This window comes from Kitasatospora sp. NPDC088346, assembly GCF_044740765.1.
Classification (GTDB): domain Bacteria; phylum Actinomycetota; class Actinomycetes; order Streptomycetales; family Streptomycetaceae; genus Kitasatospora.
Window position 1 is genome coordinate 301,031 of record NZ_JBIURH010000002.1, and the last position, 16,842, is coordinate 317,872.

Consider the following 16,842-nt stretch of genomic DNA (forward strand, 5'->3'; position numbering starts at 1 on the left):
GCGTCCGCCTATGCTGGCCGCCATGTCGGACGGGCGCAGCACCTTCAGGTACTCGGACGGCGAACGCGTCCCCGGCACGGCGCGTCAGGTCTTCGTCCACCACGCCGGTGTCCACTACCTGACCGAGCTGACGGTGTACGCGGACGGACTGCTCGACTGCTGCGGGCTGCTGACCGTCGAGGAGTTCGCCGAGCGGGTCGGCTACGGCTGGGTGGCGTCCCGGATCGCCGAGGGCTCCCGGGGCGCCGCGGCCGGGCTGGTGTCCTGGCGGTTCGCCGCGGTGCACACCCTCCTGACGCCGGAGCGGCTGCTGACGGAGATCCGGGCGGAGATCGAGCGGCTGAACGCCGAGCAGGAGCCGCCCTTCGAGGCCGCGGTGGTGGTGGACGAGCTGTCCCTGTCCGACCTGTACAACGAGAGCCCGGGGCAGGTCACCGTCGACGGGGTCGACTACCCGTGCGCGGCCGAGGCGTTCCGGGCGCTGGACGGGCTGCCGGGGGCCGCGCCGGCCGCGCGGCCCGCGCTGATGGCCCGGGTGCTGCGCGCGAAGTTCGCCCAGCATCCGGCGGCCGCGCGGGTCCTGCTGGCCACCGGGGAGGCTCCGATCCGCTACGGCGATCCCGGCTCGGCGTACTGGGGCGAGCAGGGCCGCTCGGGCCGGAACTGGATGGGACGGCTGCTGGAGCTGGTCCGGGCGGAGCTGGCCGACGTCCGCGACGGCGGGTGACCGGCCGGGTCAGGCGGTGCGGCCCAGGGTGGCCAGGTAGGCGCGCCAGCCACCGTGCTCGGTGATCTCCTTGTGCACCCCGCGCTCCAGCTCGCCCCGGGCCAGCACCATGGACAGGCAGGCGGAACCGTCGGCCAGCTCGATCACGCCGAGTTCCAGGGCGCGGGGCTCCCCGGGGAGGATCACGTCGCGCAGGTGCTCCAGCGGGACGTCGTACAGCTCGCCCTCGATCGCGGTGTCCACGGCCGGGTCCGCCAGCAGGCCGGGGCAGACGTCGCCGATCGAGAAGAACCGGTGGCCGGGCGCGGTGCGGACCGCGCCGATCAGCATGCCGGCGACCGAGGGGTGGAACGGGCCGCCGACCATGGCCTGGCCGTTGAAGAAGATGCGTGCCATCGGGTGGTACCTCCGGAAGGGGACGGCACGGCCCGGCCGGGGGCGGGACCTCCCCAGGTGTGCCCTCGGCCGGGCCGGGCCGGTGGGCCGTCCCGTACCCGTCGCGCGACGGCCGTACGGAACGGCGTGAGCGGTGCGGGCGGTGCTACAGCCCGGCAGGCTGCGGACGGCTCGCGGCTGGATGGATCGGGCCCGTTCAGTCGAGCAGGCGCAGCGCCGGCAGGGTGAGGAAGTCGACGAACTCCTCGGCCAGCGCGACCTGTTCGAAGAGCCTGGCGGCCTCGGGCCAGCGCCCACCGGCGTAGCCCTCGTCGCCCAGTTCGGCCCGCAGCGCGGTGAGCTCCTCGGCCACGAGCCGGCGGACCAGCTCGGCGGTGGCCTTCTCGCCGGTGTCCGCGAGCACCACGCCGTTGTTGATCCACTGCCAGATCTGCGAGCGGGAGATCTCGGCGGTGGCGGCGTCCTCCATCATGTTGAAGATGCCGACGGCGCCGAGGCCGCGGATCCACGCCTCGATGTAGCGGACCCCCACCTGGACGGCGTTGTGCAGGCCGGCCCGGGTGCAGCTGCCGCCGGCGCCCGCGATGTCGAGCAGCTGGGCGGCGGTGACGGGCTCGGCCGGGCCCGGGTTGTCCTTCTGGTGTGGGTGCTCACCGAGGACGGCGTCGAACGAGGCGCGGGCGACCGGGACGAGGTCCGGGTGGGCGACCCAGGAGCCGTCGAAGCCGTTGACGGCCTCGCGGTCCTTGTCGGCCTTGACCTTGACCAGCGCGGCGGCGTTGACCTCCGGGTCCTTGCGGGACGGGATGAAGGCGGCCATGCCGCCGATGGCGTGCGCGCCGCGCCGGTGGCAGGTCTGCACCAGCAGGCGGGTGTAGGCGGCCATGAACGGGGAGGCCATGGTGACGCTGTTGCGGTCCGGCAGGATGTAGTGCTCGCCGGCGTCGCGGAAGTTCTTGACGATCGAGAACAGGTAGTCCCAGCGGCCGGCGTTCAGCCCGGCGGCGTGCTCGCGCAGCTCGTAGAGGATCTCCTCCATCTCGAACGCGGCGGTGATGGTCTCGATCAGCACGGTGGCCCGGACGGTGCCGTGCGGGATGCCGAGCTCGGCCTGGGCGTGGGTGAAGACGTCGTTCCAGAGCCGGGCTTCCAGGTGGCTCTCGGTCTTCGGCAGGTAGAAGTAGGGGCCGGAGTTCGGGTCCTGCTCCCCCTTGGCGAGCAGCCGGGCGGCGTTGTGGAAGAAGTACAGGCCGAAGTCGAGGAAGGCGCCGGCCACCGGCACGCCGTCGACCAGCAGGTGGTTCTCGTCCAGGTGCCAGCCGCGGGGGCGGACCACGACGGTGGCGAGCGAGGCGGCGGGCTTGAGGGTGTAGGCCTTGCCGGCCTCGGAGGTGAAGTCGATCCGGCCCTCGAAGGCGTCGATCAGGTTGATCTGGCCGGAGAGGACGTTCTCCCAGGTGGGGGCGGTGGCGTCCTCGAAGTCGGCGAGCCAGACCCGGGCACCGGAGTTGAGGGCGTTGATCACCATCTTGCGGTCGGTCGGGCCGGTGATCTCGACCCGGCGGTCCTGGAGCGCGCGGGGGGCGGGCGCGACCTGCCAGTCTCCGGCCCGGACCTCGGCGGTCCCGGGGAGGAAGTCCAGCGTGCCCGCCGCTGCGATCTCGGCGCGTCGGGCCCTGCGTCGGGCGAGGAGCTCCTGCCGGCGGCCCTCGAAGGTTCGGTGGAGGCCGACCACGAAGGCGACCGCCTCCGGGGTGAGCACCTCCTCCGCACGGGGCACGCGCGGACCGGCGACCGTGACGACCGGGGCTGCGGCGGAAACGCCCGGGGGCACTCCCGGGCGGAGGCTGGGGGCGGGTCCCTGATCTGCACCCATGGGCAGGACACTCCTTGGACGGTTGGGAAAGCTCGGGGAGCTCCGGTGGGAACCTCCCGGATCCGAACCCACCTACCGGCGGGTTTCGTTCTGTAGGGTGGAGAGTAGTTTCCGCGATACAGAATTTCAACGGTTTGTTGAGCTAGATCGCTGGGACTCTACTCCTCCTCCGACAGTGAAGGGAACGCCGGTGGCCAGCACCCCCGCCGCAGCACCGACAGGCACCGAACGCGCCGCCGGTGGCGTGCAGTCCGTCGAGCGCGCCTTCCAGCTGCTGGAAGCGCTCGCCGACTCGGGCGGCATCGCGACCCTGAGCGAGCTCTCCAGCACCTCGGGCCTGCCCATGCCGACCATCCACCGACTGATCCGTACCCTCGTCCAGCAGGGATATGTCCGCCAGGACACCGCGCGCCGGTACACCCTCGGCCCCCGGCTGATCAGGCTCGGCGAGACCTCCGGCCGGCTGCTCGGCAGCTGGGCCCGCCCCTACCTGGCCGAGCTGATGGAGGCCACCGGCGAGACCGCCAACCTCGCGGTCCTGGAGGGCGGCGAGGTGGTCTACGTCGGCCAGGTGCAGTCCCGCCGCTCGATGCGGATGTTCACCGAGGTCGGCCGCCGGGTCCAGCCGCACTGCACCGGCGTCGGCAAGGCCCTGCTGGCCCAGCTGCCCGAGGAGGAGACCCGGGCCCTGCTCGGCCCGCAACCGCTCCAGGCGCACACCCCGTACACCGTCACGGACCCGCAGGAGCTGGTCGCCCAGCTCGCGCACGCCCGCGAGGTGGGCTACGTGGTGGACGACCAGGAGCAGGAGATCGGCGTCCGCTGCATCGCGGTCGCGGTCCCCGGCGCGCCGACCCCGACCGCACTCTCGGTCTCCGGGCCCGAGGCACGGATCCGGGCCCTGGAGTCGGCGGCCGGCAGCGCCGCACTGGTACCGGTGATGCGCCAGATCGCCCTGCGGCTCGGGCAGGTGCTCGCACCCTGAGGGTCAGCCGGGCCGGACGGCCGAGGTCATCAGCGCGAACACGGCCAGGTCCGGTTCGCTGCCGGCCTCCCGGAACAGCCGGGGCGCGGCGGCCATCTTCGGATCGGCCCGCACCGCCTCCAGCGCCGCCAGGTCCCGCCACAGGCTCTGCACCCGCCAGTGCCGGTCCGGCCCGCGCAGCAGCTCGGTTCGCAACAGTCCGTCGGGCAGCTCGCCCGCGACCAGGGCGCGGTACGCCGTCACGAACCCCGCCTCCCGGTCCTCGGCGATCCGGCCGCTGACCTCGCTCAGTACCTGCTCGGACACCCGTGTCCTCCTCCGCTCGTGCCATCTTCGGTCGCTACCGTGAGTATCGACCAGAGTGCGAGCGGTGGGAGGTCCGACATGTCCGGGAGGGTGAGTCCGCGTCCGGCGGCCGCGGTGGCGGCGGTCTCGGCGGCGGTGCTGGCCGGGGTCCTCGGCACGCTCGGGGCGGCGCCGCCGCCCGAGGCCGACCTGCGGGTGGTCCGGCTGGACCCGGACCCGGCGCCGCCCGGCGGCGCCACCACGCTGCACGGCTTCGTCGCCAACGCCGGACCGGACCGGACGGCCTCGCCGTTCACGGTGCTGATCGAGCTGCCGGCCGGCTTCACGTTCGAGGGCCCGTTCTTCCCGGCCTCCTGCGCGCCCGGGGCCGCCGGGCACCTGCTGCGCTGCGGCTTCCCGGCCGGGCTCGGCCCCGGGCGGACCGCGACCGTGCTGGCGCCCGTCCGGGTGGCGGCGCAGGTGCCCCCCGGCACACGGGCGGAGGGGCACCTGCTGGTGGTGGGGGCGGACGACCGTCACCCGGCGGACGACCGCACCCCGTTCACGCTCTCCGTGACCGGCTGAGCATCAGCGGTAGACCCGCACGTAGTCCGCGGCGAAGGTGATCGGCGCGGTGCCCGAGGGAGCCGGGTGGTACTGGCCCGCGCTCAGCGACAGGTTGAGGATCAGGTACGCGGACCAGTTGGCGCCGACCCCGGTGTTGTCCGAGAAGACCTTGGTGCCGTTGACGTACCAGTCGACCGAGTTGGCGCCGTAGTAGGTGCCGATGGTGACCCACTTGTCCTTCGCGACCGCACCGGCGTCGGTGTAGTACTTCGAGCCGGACTTGACGTGGTTGGTCAGCTCCAGCAGGTTCGGGTTGTCCGGGTGGTACTCGAAGGAGTCGATCTCCCCGTTGCCGTTCTTCCAGGTCCACAGGGCCGGCCAGGCTCCGGTGCCGGAGGGCAGCTTGACCCGGGTCTCGGCGTAGTCGCCGGTCTTCACCTGGAAACCCTCGGCGGAGTACTCGGTGGTGAGCAGTCCGGTGTCCCAGGCCTGCTTGCCGTTCTCCAGCTTGTTGGCGCCCGGCTTGGCGGTGAAGTTCGCGCTGCCGCCGGAGACGCTCACGCCGCTCTTGCTCAGCCAGTCGAGCTTGTTGTCGTCCGGGTTGTGGTTGCCGTAGCGGTACGAGCTGCTCCTGTCCGTGGTCCAGCGCGACGCGGAGAGGCTGTCGAACTCGTCCGACCAGGTCAGCGACTTGCCCGCGACCGGGGCACCGGCGCCGGGGGTGGGCGTCGGGGTCGGCGCGGGGGTGGGGGTGGGGGTGGGGGTGGGCGCCGGGGCCGGGGTGGTCGAGCCGCCGACCGTCAGCGTCTGCGAGGGCAGGTTGTGCCAGGCGTTGGCGGAGTCCTGCCAGAAACCGAACTGGGTGTACGTGCCGGCCGGCAGGGTGCGGGCGGCGCTGGTGAAGGTCGTCCCGCCCGGGCAGATCTGGACGTTGGAGGTGTTGCCGGGGAAGTCCAGGTTGTGCCCGGCGGCGTCGCGGACGCCGACCCCGAGGGTCTTGGCGGTGAAGCAGCCCGAGGAGTGCACCGTGAGGGTGGCCTTGGTGGCGGTGTCGGCCGCCATGGCGGTCGGCGACAGGCGGTCCTGGGTCACCGTCGGACCGGCGGCCTGCGCCTGGCCGACCAGCGGGACGCCGGCGAGTACGGTCGCTCCGGCCAGCAGGCCGAGGCGGGCGGGGGTCGGTGAAAGTCGCATGGCGGTTCCTCTGCGACGCCTGCGAGGTGAGCTGTCGGGTTCGGGCACGAGGCTGCCCGGCCGCCGGTGGGGAGCGGCTTCACCCCGAGCCGCGCGCCCGGCTCCGGAGGGAGCGGGGCGCGACGGCGACAAACCTGGTTCCCCCGCTCCTGTCCAGAAGGTGGGTCGGGTGTCCGCCGCCGGGTGGACAGGACTAGGCGTCCCGACCGCGGGTCTGCCCAGCCGGGCATCCCGTGCAGGCTAGGCAGATGGGTCGCATACCGACAATGAGACGTCCCTCACAGCCCGCCTGCCCCCACGTCCGCGACCGCGCCCCCTGTGCGCTACCAGAATCGGGGCTGCCCGGGGATGCCCTCCAGGTCCGCGAGGACCAGCTCGCGGTCCTCGGGGGCGGCGATCTCCTCGGCGGCGGCCAGGGCCTGCTCGGTCCACTCCCTGGCCCGGTCCCGGTCCCCCGCCACAGCCGTCGCCCGGGCCAGCGCCTCGTACGCGAAGGCCAGGTCCCAGTCGCCGATCGCGTGGGCGCGGCAGATCTCCAGCCCGCGCCGGGCGTGGTACAGCGCGGGCTCCGCCCGGCCGAGCACCGCGTACACCCGGGAGCACTGCCACTCGCCCCGGCTGAGGTTCACGGCGGTGCCCACCTGCCCCCAGTGGTGCCGTGAGGCGTGCGCCATGTGCACCATCCGGTCGTCGTCCTCCACCGAGCGGTCCTCCCGCTCCAGCAGCCGCCAGACCCCGTTGAACAGGTCCACCGCGAGCTGCCGCTCGTCCCCGGGGGCCGTGGCCCCCGCTCCGTCCTCACCCATGAGCGACTCCGTCCCTTCCTCGATCAGATGATCCGTCCGGTGGACGGCGCCGCGCAGCCGGTCCAGCCGGGCCTGCAGCCGCCGCCGGTGCGTGGCGAGCACCTGCGGCACCCGGCCGCCGTCGCCGGCATCGGCGGCGGCCAGGCACTCCCGGACCTCCTCCAGCGGCAGGTCGACCGCCCGCAGCGCCCGCACCAACCGCGCCCCGGCCACCTGCTCGGGCCGGTAGTACCGGTAACCGGTGCCCCGGTCGACCTCGGCCGGCCGCAGCAGGCCGATCCGGTCGTAGTGCCGCAGGGCCTTGGCCGTCAGGCCCGTGCGCCGGGCCATCGCGCCGATGGTGAGCAAGCGTTCCGTTCCGTCCACGTGCCGAATCTAGGACCTTGCCCCGCGGGAGACTCAAGGCCGGCCGCCCGGACCGTTCGAAGCGGGCTCGGGCGCGCGCCCGTCCGCTAGGTTGGAGGCAGCGGCCGGACCCCCGGCCGCGGCCGCCGCCGACCGTTCAGAGGATCACCCCCGAGATGACCGCGCCCCTGCCTGGCTTCGCCGGACGTACCTACCTGTTCGACGTCGACAACGGCGCCGCCTTCCGCAACTCCTACTCCGCCGACGGCACCCGGCTGCGCTGGGAGGGCCTCGGCGAGTCCGCCGGCCAGTGGGAGGACGTGAAGCTGCACGTCGCCCAGGTCGGCCCGCAGGTGTACTTCGTCAGCTGGACCGAGCAGAGCGGCATCACGGTCAGCCACGTCATGGACCTGGAGGCGCTCACCGTGCGCGTCTTCTGGACGTACGAGGGCGAGGGCGGCCGGGTCGGCGAGCTGCACACCGGAAAGCTCCAGCCGGTCAGCTGACCGCCAGCCGCGGCGACAGCCACTCCAGCGCGGACGGCAGCAGCCGGCTCCAGGTCTGGAAGTTGTGGCCGCCCTCCGGCACCGTCGCGGTGGCCAGCGACATCGGGAGCCGCACCGCGGCGGCGAACGCCCGGGTCTCCCGGGAGTAGTCCCCGTCGCCGCGCTCGGACCCGGCCAGCAGCACCGCGATCCCCGGCGGCGGGAGATGGGCCAGCCGCCAGACCAGGTCCGCCTCCTCGCGCCGCCGCCGGCTGCCCCCGAAGAGGTCGCCGGTCGAGGCGTCCTCCTCGGCCCGGTAGTACCCGGACATCGAGACCGCGCTGGGGAACACCTCCGGGTGGCGCATCGCCAGCTTCAGCGCGCAGTAGCCGCCGGTGGAGTTGCCCATCACCGCCCAGCCCTGCGGCCGCACCGCCACCCGGTAGCCGGCGGCGACCGCCCGCGGCACGTCCTGGGTGAAGTAGGTCTCCGCCTGCGCGCCCCCGGGAACGTCCTCGCACTCGGTGTCGGCCGGCATCGCCGGGGACGGCCGCATCAGCACCAGCACGGCCGGCTGCATCCGGCCCTCCCGGTTCAACCGCAGCGCCGCGCCGGGGTAGTTGAGCCGCGTCAGCAGGTTCCGGGCGTCCCCCGGGAAGCCCGTCAGCACCACCACCGCGGGGAAGCGGCGGTCCGCGTACGCGGGCTGGAAGTACTGCGGCGGCAGGTACACGAACCCGTCGGTGCTGAGCCCCGAACGCGTACCGGCGATCCTGACCGCCTGCACCTCACCCGCCGAAGCGGGGTCCCGCCCGCTCGGCCCGGCGCCCTGCACCGCCTCCCGGCCCAGCACCTGCACCGGCCCGGCCGGTCCGCCCTCACCCCCCGGGCGGACGGTGACCGGACCGGGATCGCCGGTGCCCAGCAGGTCGTCCCAGCTGGTGTAGAAGGAGAAGTAGGAGTTGGCGGCGAGCCCGAGCGCGCAGAGCAGCGCCAGCTGGGTGGCCAGCAGCGCCCCGATCCGGCCGAGCACCGCCGCCCAGTGCCGGCGGGACAGCCGCGGCCAGCATCCGACCGTCACGACCATCGCCAGCAGCGCGGCGCCCACGGCGGCCGCCAGGACCTTGTGGCTGGTCAGGCCCATGTCGGCACTCCTCCCGCTTCTCGTTCGGGTGGGTCGGGGTCGGCGTCAGGTCGGGTCGGCGTCAGTTCGTTCGGCGTCAGGTCGGGTCGGCGGCGCTCGCCGGGCCCGTGCGGGCGTGCCGCGGCGCACGCCGCGCCGCCCGCCGGTTGCCGGCCCACCGCACGGCCGCCGCCACCAGCACGAACGCGCCGAGCAGCAGCGTGCAGGCGCCGGCCACCCGGCCGTAGCCGCCGTGCAGGTTCGGATCGACGAAGGGGTACGGGTACCAGTGCACCAGCGGCCCCCGCAGCAGGGTGTACGCCAGGTACACCAGCGGGAAGACCAGCCACTTCAGTGCGGTGACCCGGCTCAGCCGGGCGAGCGGCGGCACGATCAGCCAGTCCGCGAGGTACACCACGGGCATCAGCCGGTGGACGATGTCGTTCACCCACGGCAGCAGCAGCCCGAGGTGGTAGCCCGACAGCAGCACCGCGTACACCAGCCCGGTGATCACCATGTACAGCACGATCGCCCCGCGGATCCCGTCCGGCACCCCCGGCCGCCCGCGCAGCCCGAGCACGCCCCCGGTGATCAGCACCAGCAGGCCGGCGATGTTGCTGAGGTTGGTGAAGTAGCTGAAGTAGTCGGTCAGCGGCTCCCCCTCGCTGACGGCGTGGTACCCCTGCACGGACAGCGCCACCGCCGCCAGCAGCCCGAAGGCGATCCGCCCGAGGTGGACTGCACGTTCCCGCATGGCCCCGACCTCCGCGCCGCTGAATGATCATCAGTCCGACACATCATCAGCCCGGCTCGCCGCACCATCCGGCAGACCGACCGGCACCACAGCCCCCGCCACCCGTTCGGCCCGCCACCGGTGGACCCTCCGGCCGGCACACGACCTCGCCCGGGCGGGGACCGACCCGGGCGGGGACCGACCCGGGCGGGGACCGACCCGGGCGGGCCGAGGGCTCAGAGTCGCTCGCCGCAGGCGAGGTTCCAGCGGCCGGCTCCGCCGGTGAGGCGGGTGAGGGTGAGGGGTTCGACGTCGAGGCGCCAGAAGGCGTGCGGGGGGAGGGCGAGGGCGTGCACGAGGGCGGCGCGGATGACGGCGGGGTCGGCGACGGCGAGGGTGCGACCGGGCGGCCGGGTGGTGAGCCAGGCGCCGATGCGGGCCGTCAGGTCGGTGAGGGACTCGCCGCCGTGGGGGGCGGCGTCGGGGTCGGCGAGCCAGGTGCCGAGGGCGGCCGGGTCCGTGGCGGCGAGTTCGTCGAGGGTGCGGCCGCGCCAGGTGCCGGTGTCCAGGTCGGCGAGGGCGGGGTCGACGTCCGCCGCCAGGCCGAGTGCGGCGGCGGTCTCGGCGCAGCGGCGGGCGGGGGCGGTCGAGACGCGGTCCGCCCCCGGGGTCCGGGCGGCGGCCGAGCGGGCCCGGTCGAGGCCGGCGGCGGAGAGCGGGGCGTCGGAGCCGAACCGGGCCGCCCGCAGGTCGGTCGAGGCCGCCGGTGAGATCAGCATCACCCGTACCGTCATCGGTGCCCTCCTCCTGCCCGGCGGCAAGCCCGGCACGTACACGTACGGTTGCGCGGCGGCGCCGCGCGCCGCCTCGTGCGCCGTGCGCTCCTGCGACAGCTCTTGGCCGAGCCGCCGCCCCACGGTACCGTCACCTCGACAATTGACGACGGTGTGACGGAAGCCGGTGGGATCCCGGCACGGTCGCGCCACTGTGTACCCGGTGCCCGACTCCTCGTCAGGTGCCGGAAAGTCAGACCCGACTCCGTCGTCCACTGCTCCATCGAACGGGACGCGAGTTCCCCCAGGAGGTCCGGTCATGGCTCACCCCATCGCCCCCGCCGCCGCTCCGGCGATTCCCCCCATCTCGCTGAAGGCGATCGCCCCGTGGGCGGCGTTCTTCGGCATCCTGATGCTGGTCGTCATCTACTTCGTCGGCGCCGAGCAGGGCGCCACCGCACTGATCTCCGGCGAGACGGTGCACGAGTGGGTCCACGACGGCCGGCACCTGCTCGGCTTCCCCTGCCACTGATCTCCACAAGGGGAAGCAACGCTCATGAACTCCGTCTCTGTCAGATCCCTGCTCGTCCGGGGCATGCTCGCGGGCCTGGCCGCCGGCGTGCTCGCCCTGGTCGTGGCCTACCTCCTGGGTGAGCCGCACGTCGACGCCGCCATCGGCTTCGAGGAGGCGCACGCCCACTCGCACGACGCCGGCGAGGTGGAGCTGGTCAGCCGCAGCCTCCAGTCCACCCTCGGCCTGGCGACCGGCATCCTGCTCTACGGGCTCGCGTTCGGCGGCATCGCCGGGCTGGCGTTCTGCTTCGCGCTGGGCCGGGTCGGCCGTTTCGGCCCCCGGGCCACGGCCGCGCTGCTCTCCGGCGCCGGGCTGCTCGCGGTGTACGTCGTGCCGTTCCTGAAGTACCCGGCCAACCCGCCGTCGGTGGGCGACCCGGAGACCATCGGCAAGCGCACCACGCTGTACTTCCTGCTGATGGTGCTCAGCGTGCTGCTCGCGGTGGCGGCCACCATCCTCGGCCGCCGGCTGGCGCCGAGCCTGGGCAACTGGAACGCGACGGTCGTGGCGGTGCTCGGCTTCGCGGCCGCCGTCGGTGTGGCCTACGCGCTGCTGCCGGTGGTGGACGAGGTGCCGGAGGACTTCCCGGCCTCGCTGCTGTGGCAGTTCCGGCTGTCGGCGCTGGCGATCCAGGTGACGCTGTGGAGCGGTTTCGGCCTGCTCTTCGGGCACCTCGCCGAGCGTCTGCTGAGCCCGGCCCCGGCCGGCGCGCCCGCCGCCAGGACCGCTGCGGTCTGAGTGGCCCGTTCGACCCGAAGGCCCGGCGGGACACCCGCCGGGCCTTCGGCGTTCCCGAGGACCTTCCCGAGGACGGTCCCGAGCGCGGCCCGCCGATCGGGCGTGCCGCTCAGGCCCGCCGCTCAGGCCGGCACCACCGCGACCGGACAGTGCGCGTGGTGCAGCACGGCGTGCACGGCCGTCCCGAGCCGCAACCCGAAGTGCGGCGCGGGTTCGTGCCGGGAGACCACCAGCAGCGCGGCCTGGCGCGAGGCCTCGACCAGGGTCGCCGCGGTGGCGCCCGTGAGCTGGCGGGCGTTCACCCGCACGTCCGGGAACTCCTCCGAGGCCGGGTCGACGGTGCTGCGCAGCAGTTGCTCGTGCAGCCTGGCCTCCTCCGCCTCCTCGTCGGTCATCGGCGCCGCCTGCCCGGCCCCGGCCACCGCCGGGGACCAGGTGTGCAGGGCCTCCACCGGCAGCCGCCGGTCGGTGGCCTCGCGCAGGGCGAACCGCAGGGTCTCGCCGTCGCGTTCGTCGCGGACGGCGACCAGGATGTGACGCCCCGTGTCCGGTGCGCCCCGGACCACGACGGCCGGGCACCGGGAGTGCGCGGCGACCCGCAGGCTGACCGAGCCGAGCAGCAGGGAGGCGAAGCCGCCGTGGCCGCGGGTGCCGACCACGGCGAGTTCCGCGTGCTCGGCGGCGGTGAGGACGGCCTCGGCGGCGTCCCTGGGCACCACGTCCCCGGTGAGGCGCAGCTCCGGGTGGGCGGCGGCCAGTTTGCCGAGGGCCTCGTCCAGGACGTCCTGGGCCTCGCGCAGGATGAGGTCGGTGACGGCGGCGCCGGTCCGTGGCGAGAGGGTGAGGGTGCCGGTGTTGACGGCGTGCACCAGGTGCAGTGCGCACCCTCGGCGTTCGGCCTCCTGGGCGGCCCATTCTGCGGCGGCCGCGGCGGGGGCCGAGCCGTCCACCCCTGCCACCACGCCTGCGGGGGCTCTGTTGGTCATGATCGCCTCCGGGAACGATCCACGCCCTCCGCACCGGCCCCGGCCGGGACCGCCGCGCAGGGCCCTGGTACCAGGATGCGCCTCGCGGCGGCGGTGCGCCGTGGCTCGCAGCGGCGGCCCGGCGGAACCCCGGTCCGGGGCGGCGGGCCCCGGCCCCGGTTCAGCCGTGGTCGGGCGGCAGGGCCCGGCACAGTGCGGCCAGGGCCGCGCCGTAGGCGTGCTCGGACGGGCCGGCGTACCCCACCACCAGTCCGTCGGTGACGGGGGCCGCCGCGGCGGCCGGGTGGCGGAAGACGCCGAGGCCGTCCACGGCGATCCCCAGCCGGGCCGCCGTGGCGAGGGTGGCGGCCTCGGTGCCGGCGGGCAGGCGCAGCAGGGCGTGCAGTCCGGCCGCGATCCCGGTGACCTCGATGTGCGGGGCGTGGGCGGCGAGGGCCGCGAGGAGCCGGTCGCGGCGGTGCCGGTGGCGCTGCCGCATCCGGCGCACATGGCGGTCGTAGTGGCCGGAGGCGAGGAGTTCGGCCAGGGTGAGCTGGTCGGGGACGCCGGCCCAGGCCTCGCGCAGGCCCTTGGTCTCCAGGACCTGCCCGACCAGCCGCTCGGGCAGGACCATCCAGCCGAGCCGGATCGCCGGGGAGAGGCTCTTGCTCACCGAGCCGAGGTAGACCACCCGTTCCGGGTCCAACCCCTGGACGGAGCCGACGGGTTCGCGGTCGTAGCGGAACTCGCCGTCGTAGTCGTCCTCCAGGACGAGGGCGTCACGGGTACGGGCCCAGTCGACCGCCGCGGTGCGCCGGGAGGCGTGCAGCGACCCGCCGGTGGGGAACTGGTGGGCCGGGGTGAGCAGCGCCGCCCGTAGACCCCGGTGGGTGTCCAACTCCGTTGTCCGGGCGCCGTGTTCGTCGATCTCCAGCGGTACGGTGCGCACGCCCGCCTGCGCCAGCAGGTCGCGGTGGAAGGCGAGCCCGTAGGCCTCCACGGCCAACGGCCCGCGCAGCGGCCCGCGTCCGGCGCCGCCGGTGCCGCCGAACAGCAGCCGCAGGGCGTGGGCGAAGCCTGAGCAGATCACGATCCGGTCGGGCGTGGTGCGGACGCCGCGGGCGCGGGCCAGGTACTCGGCGAGGGCGCGGCGCAGTTCGACGCGGCCCTGCGGGTCGCCGGGGCCGAAGGCCTCGTCGGGTGCGGCGGTCAGGGCGCGGCGGGCGGCGGCGAGCCAGGCCGTGCGGGGGAAGGAGCCGGCGTCCGGTCGGCCCTGGCGCAGGTCGTGGGCGGGTCCGGCGGGGCGGGGCGGCTCCCCGGCGGGGCGGCGGGTGGGCGCGGGCGGCGCGGCGCGCTCGGCGACCCGGGTGCCGGAGCCCTGGCGGGCGACGAGCCAGCCTTCGGCGACCAGTTCGGCGTAGGCGCCGGCCGCGGTGTTGCGGGCGACCCCGAGGTCGGCGGCGAGCGAGCGGTAGGGCGGCAGCCGGGTGCCGGGGGCGAGCCTGCCCGCCCTGACCGCCTCGCGGAGGGCGTGGGTGAGGGCGGCCTGCCGGCTGCCGGGGCGGGACAGCGTCAGGTGGAGGTCGATGCCGATCCGTTCGGCGGCGTCGGCCCAGGATTCGGACACGGGACCGGACCCTACCAGCGGCGTTCCGGACCGGCGGAGTGCCGGGACCGGCAGCGCGCCCGGACCGGCAGTGCGCCCGGACCGGCGGCGCTCCCCCGACCTGCGGCGCTCCCCCGGCCTGCGGTGTCCCGGCCGGGCCGTCACCAGGCCAGCGCCCGGGCCGGGTTGGCGCGCAGCACGGTGTCGGCGAGGTCCGCTCCGAGTTCGCGGACCAGCCGCGGACGCAGCCCGCTCAGCAGGTACGCCATGCCGGGGTTGCCGCGGGCGGGGGCGGTGGTGGTGTCCGCGCCGAGCAGCAGCCGGTCGCCGTGTCCGGCCTCGGTGAGGGCGACCAGGGTGTCCAGCAGGTGGTGGTCGGTGGCGTGGTGCGCCCGGGACGGGCCGTCCAGCACCAGGTAGGCGCCGGAGGCCGCGAGCTGCCGGTGCAGCCGCGGGTCGGGGTGACGGTTGAGGTGCCCGAGCAGCACGCTGCGGGGTGGCACGCCGAGGGTGTCGCAGAGCAGGTCGAGGACGGCGGGGGCGGCGGTGCCGAGCTCGTGGTGGACGGCGATCGGCGCGCCGGTGGCGTGGTGCGCCTCGGCGGCGGCGGTCATGGTGCGGCGGGCGTGGGCGTCCAGGCCGTGGTAACCGCCGGCGACCTTGATCAGACCGGCCCGGCCGAGCGGTCCGGGGCCGGTCAGTTCGGCGGTGAACAGCGCGGCCGGGTCGAGCCCGTGCAGCTGTCCGGGGTCGTAGTGGGCGGCCTGGTGCAGGCCGGTGGCGGCGATCAGGTGGACGCCGGTGGCCCGGGAGAGCGCGATCAGGTCGGGGATCCGGCGTCCCATGCCGTACGGCGTCCACTGGGCCACCGCACCGCCGCCGAGCGCCGCGAACGCGCGCAGGTCGGCCTCGGCGGCGGCGGGGTCGTCCAGTTCCAGCCCGGGCAGCGCGCGGCTGCGCAGGAAGAGGTGGTCGTGGGCGTCGCACAGGCCCAGGTGGGCGGGGTCCACCGGGCCGAGGACGGTGTGGATCCGCGGGGCGCGGCGGGTCACTTCTCGGCCAGGACGTCGGCGGTCGCCCGCAGCGCGGCGAGGGCCCTGGGCACCCCGATGTAGGGCGCCAGGTGGACGAAGGACTCGGTGACCTGGTGCGGTGTCAGGCCGATCCGCAGGCTGCTGCGGATGTGTCCGGCCAGTTGCGGTTCCACCCCGCCGAGGCTCGCCAGGGCCGCCATGGTGAGCAGTTGGCGCTCACGCGGCTCCAGGCCGGGGCGCTGGTAGGTACCGCCGAACAGGCTGGTGACGATCCAGTCGGGGAAACCGGGGGCGAGCCGGTCCAGGCCGGTGAGGGTGGCCTGCTGGGTCCGCTCGTCCATCAGGGTGTCGAGCACCCGGTAGCCGGCCGGTCGGTCGAGGGGGGCGGGGGTGAGGTCGGCGGGTTCCACGGAGCTCCTTCAGCGGGTGGGGAGTTCGGGGCGGGACAGGTGCAGCACGCGGTAGTCGCGGGCGTCGGCCCCGGCGCCGGCGGGCGGGCGGCCGTGCCAGAGGGTGAACCGCAGCAGCTCCCAGCGGTACGGGTCGACGGCGACGGCGGCGGAGTGCAGGTTCGGGTGGTCGTGGCGTTCGGCCAGCGCCTGGGCGACGGCCTCGCCCGGGTCCGTGGTCTCCGGGATCGGGGTGACGGACCTGCGGGCGGCGTCGGGGTCCAGCTCGGCGGCCGGGCCGGGCCGGAGCCCGGAGCCGAGCCAGTGGCGGACCGGCGGGCGGCCGAAGTCGGCGCTCAGGGTGCGGAATCCCGGCCCGCGCAGGAAGCCGTCCATCGCCTCGGCGGTGTGCCAGAGGTACAGCGGTGCGTACTGGTTGACCGGGGAGCCGGTGCCGTCGCCGCGTTCGCGGACCAGGTAGGCCTTGAGGGCGAGGCCGGGCAGGGTGTCCGTGAGGTGGCCGCGGTCGGCGACCCGCCGGTGGACGGTCCGCATGTCGTGGCCGGCGGGCAGGGTGATCTCGTACTGCATCGCGTGCACGGCGGGCCTTTCGGATCCGGTGGGCGTCAGGAGGTGCGCAGCAGGGCGAGGGCGCCGCGGACCGCCCGGTGGAAGGGTTCGGGTGAGCCGGCGGCGCGGGCGAGCACGTAGCCGCCCTGGACGACGGCGACGATCGCGGCGGCGGTGTCGTCCGGGTCGGGGCCCGCGGCGAGGTCGCCGGCCGCCTGGCCCTCGGCGACCACCTGGGCGATCCGGGTGCGCAGCCAGCCGAGGGTCTCCTCGACCGGGGCGCGCAGCCGCGGGTCCGCGATCACCTCCGGGTCCTGGGCCATCCGCCCGATCCGGCAGCCGCGCAGCACCTCGCGCTCGCGGCCGAGGTAGGCGGCGATCCGCTGGTACGCGGTGCCCGGGCCGCCGAGCTGCTCCTCGGCGAGTGCGCGCAGCTGTTCGGCGCTGCGCTGCAGGGCGGCGGCCGCGAGGTCGGGCTTGCCGTCGAAGTGGTGGTACATGCTGCCCTGGCCGACGCCGGCCTGCTGCTGGATGGCCTTGGGGCTGGTGCCGCCGTAGCCGCGCTCCCAGAGGAGGTCCTGGGTGGTCTCGATCAGGCGGTCCTGGGTGCTCATGAGGCCACTGTACATACCAGTAGGTACAGAATCCAGCTCGTCAACCGTGGTTGACAA

At 74.8% G+C, this 16,842-nt stretch carries 20 protein-coding genes and 1 riboswitch; of the genes, 6 read left to right on the forward strand and 14 right to left on the reverse strand.

Annotation, left to right across the window (positions count from 1 at the left end; genetic code table 11):
• Window positions 1-22 precede the first annotated feature (22 nt).
• Entirely contained in the window at window positions 23-727 is a 705-nt protein-coding gene (locus ACIOFR_RS04925) for a hypothetical protein (protein WP_400992484.1), read from the forward strand.
• A gap of 9 nt (window positions 728-736) precedes the next feature.
• Here ACIOFR_RS04925 and ACIOFR_RS04930 read toward each other — a convergent pair whose 3' ends face one another.
• Window positions 737-1,123, reverse strand: a complete 387-nt coding sequence (locus ACIOFR_RS04930; protein WP_400992485.1) for a gamma-glutamylcyclotransferase — start codon at window positions 1,121-1,123, stop codon at window positions 737-739.
• Between the two features lie 196 nt (window positions 1,124-1,319).
• Window positions 1,320-2,999: a malate synthase A gene (gene aceB / locus ACIOFR_RS04935; protein ID WP_400992487.1), complete on the reverse strand. Its 1,680-nt coding sequence runs from the start codon at window positions 2,997-2,999 to the stop codon at window positions 1,320-1,322.
• A gap of 190 nt (window positions 3,000-3,189) precedes the next feature.
• Here aceB and ACIOFR_RS04940 point away from each other — a divergent pair, with 190 nt between their 5' ends.
• Window positions 3,190-3,984 (forward strand): IclR family transcriptional regulator, encoded by a 795-nt coding sequence (locus ACIOFR_RS04940; RefSeq protein WP_400992489.1) that lies wholly within the window; start codon window positions 3,190-3,192, stop codon window positions 3,982-3,984.
• Between the two features lie 3 nt (window positions 3,985-3,987).
• Here the strand turns inward: ACIOFR_RS04940 and ACIOFR_RS04945 are convergent, their stop codons facing one another.
• Window positions 3,988-4,290 (reverse strand): antibiotic biosynthesis monooxygenase, encoded by a 303-nt coding sequence (locus ACIOFR_RS04945; protein WP_400992491.1) that lies wholly within the window; start codon window positions 4,288-4,290, stop codon window positions 3,988-3,990.
• A gap of 78 nt (window positions 4,291-4,368) precedes the next feature.
• Here ACIOFR_RS04945 and ACIOFR_RS04950 point away from each other — a divergent pair, with 78 nt between their 5' ends.
• Entirely contained in the window at window positions 4,369-4,854 is a 486-nt protein-coding gene (locus ACIOFR_RS04950) for a hypothetical protein (protein ID WP_400992493.1), read from the forward strand.
• Window positions 4,855-4,857: 3 nt separating this feature from the next.
• Here ACIOFR_RS04950 and ACIOFR_RS04955 read toward each other — a convergent pair whose 3' ends face one another.
• Window positions 4,858-6,030 carry a hypothetical protein gene (locus ACIOFR_RS04955; protein WP_400992494.1) on the reverse strand — a complete coding sequence of 391 codons (1,173 nt, stop codon included), beginning with the start codon at window positions 6,028-6,030 and terminating at the stop codon, window positions 4,858-4,860.
• Window position 6,031: 1 nt separating this feature from the next.
• Window positions 6,032-6,203, reverse strand: a riboswitch (cyclic di-AMP (ydaO/yuaA leader).
• Between the two features lie 150 nt (window positions 6,204-6,353).
• A complete protein-coding gene (locus ACIOFR_RS04960; RefSeq protein ID WP_400992495.1) occupies window positions 6,354-7,202 on the reverse strand; it encodes a helix-turn-helix domain-containing protein in 849 nt (282 codons plus the stop codon).
• Window positions 7,203-7,357: 155 nt separating this feature from the next.
• Here ACIOFR_RS04960 and ACIOFR_RS04965 point away from each other — a divergent pair, with 155 nt between their 5' ends.
• Window positions 7,358-7,687, forward strand: a complete 330-nt coding sequence (locus tag ACIOFR_RS04965; RefSeq protein ID WP_400992496.1) for a phenolic acid decarboxylase — start codon at window positions 7,358-7,360, stop codon at window positions 7,685-7,687.
• Here the strand turns inward: ACIOFR_RS04965 and ACIOFR_RS04970 are convergent.
• From ACIOFR_RS04970 to ACIOFR_RS04980, 3 genes are all read right to left on the reverse strand, one after another.
• Entirely contained in the window at window positions 7,680-8,810 is a 1,131-nt protein-coding gene (locus ACIOFR_RS04970; protein WP_400992498.1) for an alpha/beta hydrolase, read from the reverse strand. The two genes, ACIOFR_RS04965 and ACIOFR_RS04970, sit on opposite strands and share 8 nt — an antisense overlap.
• A gap of 76 nt (window positions 8,811-8,886) precedes the next feature.
• Complete coding sequence (locus tag ACIOFR_RS04975; RefSeq protein WP_400992500.1) at window positions 8,887-9,543, reverse strand: Pr6Pr family membrane protein; 657 nt, start codon at window positions 9,541-9,543, stop codon at window positions 8,887-8,889.
• Between the two features lie 215 nt (window positions 9,544-9,758).
• Complete coding sequence (locus ACIOFR_RS04980; protein ID WP_400992501.1) at window positions 9,759-10,316, reverse strand: histidine phosphatase family protein; 558 nt, start codon at window positions 10,314-10,316, stop codon at window positions 9,759-9,761.
• A gap of 298 nt (window positions 10,317-10,614) precedes the next feature.
• Here ACIOFR_RS04980 and ACIOFR_RS04985 point away from each other — a divergent pair, with 298 nt between their 5' ends.
• Both ACIOFR_RS04985 and ACIOFR_RS04990 read left to right on the forward strand, forming a co-directional pair.
• Entirely contained in the window at window positions 10,615-10,827 is a 213-nt protein-coding gene (locus tag ACIOFR_RS04985; protein WP_371500897.1) for a CbtB-domain containing protein, read from the forward strand.
• Window positions 10,828-10,851: 24 nt separating this feature from the next.
• Entirely contained in the window at window positions 10,852-11,607 is a 756-nt protein-coding gene (locus ACIOFR_RS04990) for a CbtA family protein (RefSeq protein WP_400992503.1), read from the forward strand.
• Window positions 11,608-11,729: 122 nt separating this feature from the next.
• Here the strand turns inward: ACIOFR_RS04990 and ACIOFR_RS04995 are convergent, their stop codons facing one another.
• From ACIOFR_RS04995 to ACIOFR_RS05020, 6 genes are all read right to left on the reverse strand, one after another.
• Complete coding sequence (locus ACIOFR_RS04995) at window positions 11,730-12,593, reverse strand: universal stress protein (protein ID WP_400992505.1); 864 nt, start codon at window positions 12,591-12,593, stop codon at window positions 11,730-11,732.
• A gap of 160 nt (window positions 12,594-12,753) precedes the next feature.
• Window positions 12,754-14,199, reverse strand: coding sequence for a PLP-dependent aminotransferase family protein (locus ACIOFR_RS05000; RefSeq protein ID WP_400992507.1), 1,446 nt, complete (start codon window positions 14,197-14,199; stop codon window positions 12,754-12,756).
• A 140-nt stretch (window positions 14,200-14,339) separates the two neighbouring features.
• Window positions 14,340-15,230, reverse strand: a complete 891-nt coding sequence (locus ACIOFR_RS05005; protein ID WP_400992509.1) for a phosphotriesterase — start codon at window positions 15,228-15,230, stop codon at window positions 14,340-14,342.
• Window positions 15,227-15,622, reverse strand: coding sequence for a carboxymuconolactone decarboxylase family protein (locus ACIOFR_RS05010; RefSeq protein ID WP_400992510.1), 396 nt, complete (start codon window positions 15,620-15,622; stop codon window positions 15,227-15,229). Before ACIOFR_RS05010 ends, ACIOFR_RS05005 begins: the two co-directional genes overlap by 4 nt.
• Window positions 15,623-15,631: 9 nt before the next feature.
• Complete coding sequence (locus ACIOFR_RS05015; protein WP_400992512.1) at window positions 15,632-16,201, reverse strand: DUF4865 family protein; 570 nt, start codon at window positions 16,199-16,201, stop codon at window positions 15,632-15,634.
• A gap of 26 nt (window positions 16,202-16,227) precedes the next feature.
• On the reverse strand, window positions 16,228-16,800 hold the full coding sequence (locus ACIOFR_RS05020; protein ID WP_400992513.1) for a TetR/AcrR family transcriptional regulator: 573 nt from the start codon (window positions 16,798-16,800) through the stop codon (window positions 16,228-16,230).
• Window positions 16,801-16,842 lie beyond the last annotated feature (42 nt).

Bases quoted from the DNA above. Each gene is read 5' to 3' on its own strand.
- ACIOFR_RS04925 (WP_400992484.1), top strand. From the start codon at position 23: ATGTCGGACGGGCGCAGCACCTTCAGGTACTCGGACGGCGAACGCGTC.
- ACIOFR_RS04930 (WP_400992485.1), bottom strand. From the start codon at position 1,123: ATGGCACGCATCTTCTTCAACGGCCAGGCCATGGTCGGCGGCCCGTTC.
- aceB (WP_400992487.1), bottom strand. From the start codon at position 2,999: ATGGGTGCAGATCAGGGACCCGCCCCCAGCCTCCGCCCGGGAGTGCCC.
- ACIOFR_RS04950 (WP_400992493.1), top strand. From the start codon at position 4,369: ATGTCCGGGAGGGTGAGTCCGCGTCCGGCGGCCGCGGTGGCGGCGGTC.
- ACIOFR_RS04955 (WP_400992494.1), bottom strand. From the start codon at position 6,030: ATGCGACTTTCACCGACCCCCGCCCGCCTCGGCCTGCTGGCCGGAGCG.
- ACIOFR_RS04965 (WP_400992496.1), top strand. From the start codon at position 7,358: ATGACCGCGCCCCTGCCTGGCTTCGCCGGACGTACCTACCTGTTCGAC.
- ACIOFR_RS04970 (WP_400992498.1), bottom strand. From the start codon at position 8,810: ATGGGCCTGACCAGCCACAAGGTCCTGGCGGCCGCCGTGGGCGCCGCG.
- ACIOFR_RS04975 (WP_400992500.1), bottom strand. From the start codon at position 9,543: ATGCGGGAACGTGCAGTCCACCTCGGGCGGATCGCCTTCGGGCTGCTG.
- ACIOFR_RS04980 (WP_400992501.1), bottom strand. From the start codon at position 10,316: ATGACGGTACGGGTGATGCTGATCTCACCGGCGGCCTCGACCGACCTG.
- ACIOFR_RS04985 (WP_371500897.1), top strand. From the start codon at position 10,615: ATGGCTCACCCCATCGCCCCCGCCGCCGCTCCGGCGATTCCCCCCATC.
- ACIOFR_RS04990 (WP_400992503.1), top strand. From the start codon at position 10,852: ATGAACTCCGTCTCTGTCAGATCCCTGCTCGTCCGGGGCATGCTCGCG.
- ACIOFR_RS04995 (WP_400992505.1), bottom strand. From the start codon at position 12,593: ATGACCAACAGAGCCCCCGCAGGCGTGGTGGCAGGGGTGGACGGCTCG.
- ACIOFR_RS05020 (WP_400992513.1), bottom strand. From the start codon at position 16,800: ATGTACAGTGGCCTCATGAGCACCCAGGACCGCCTGATCGAGACCACC.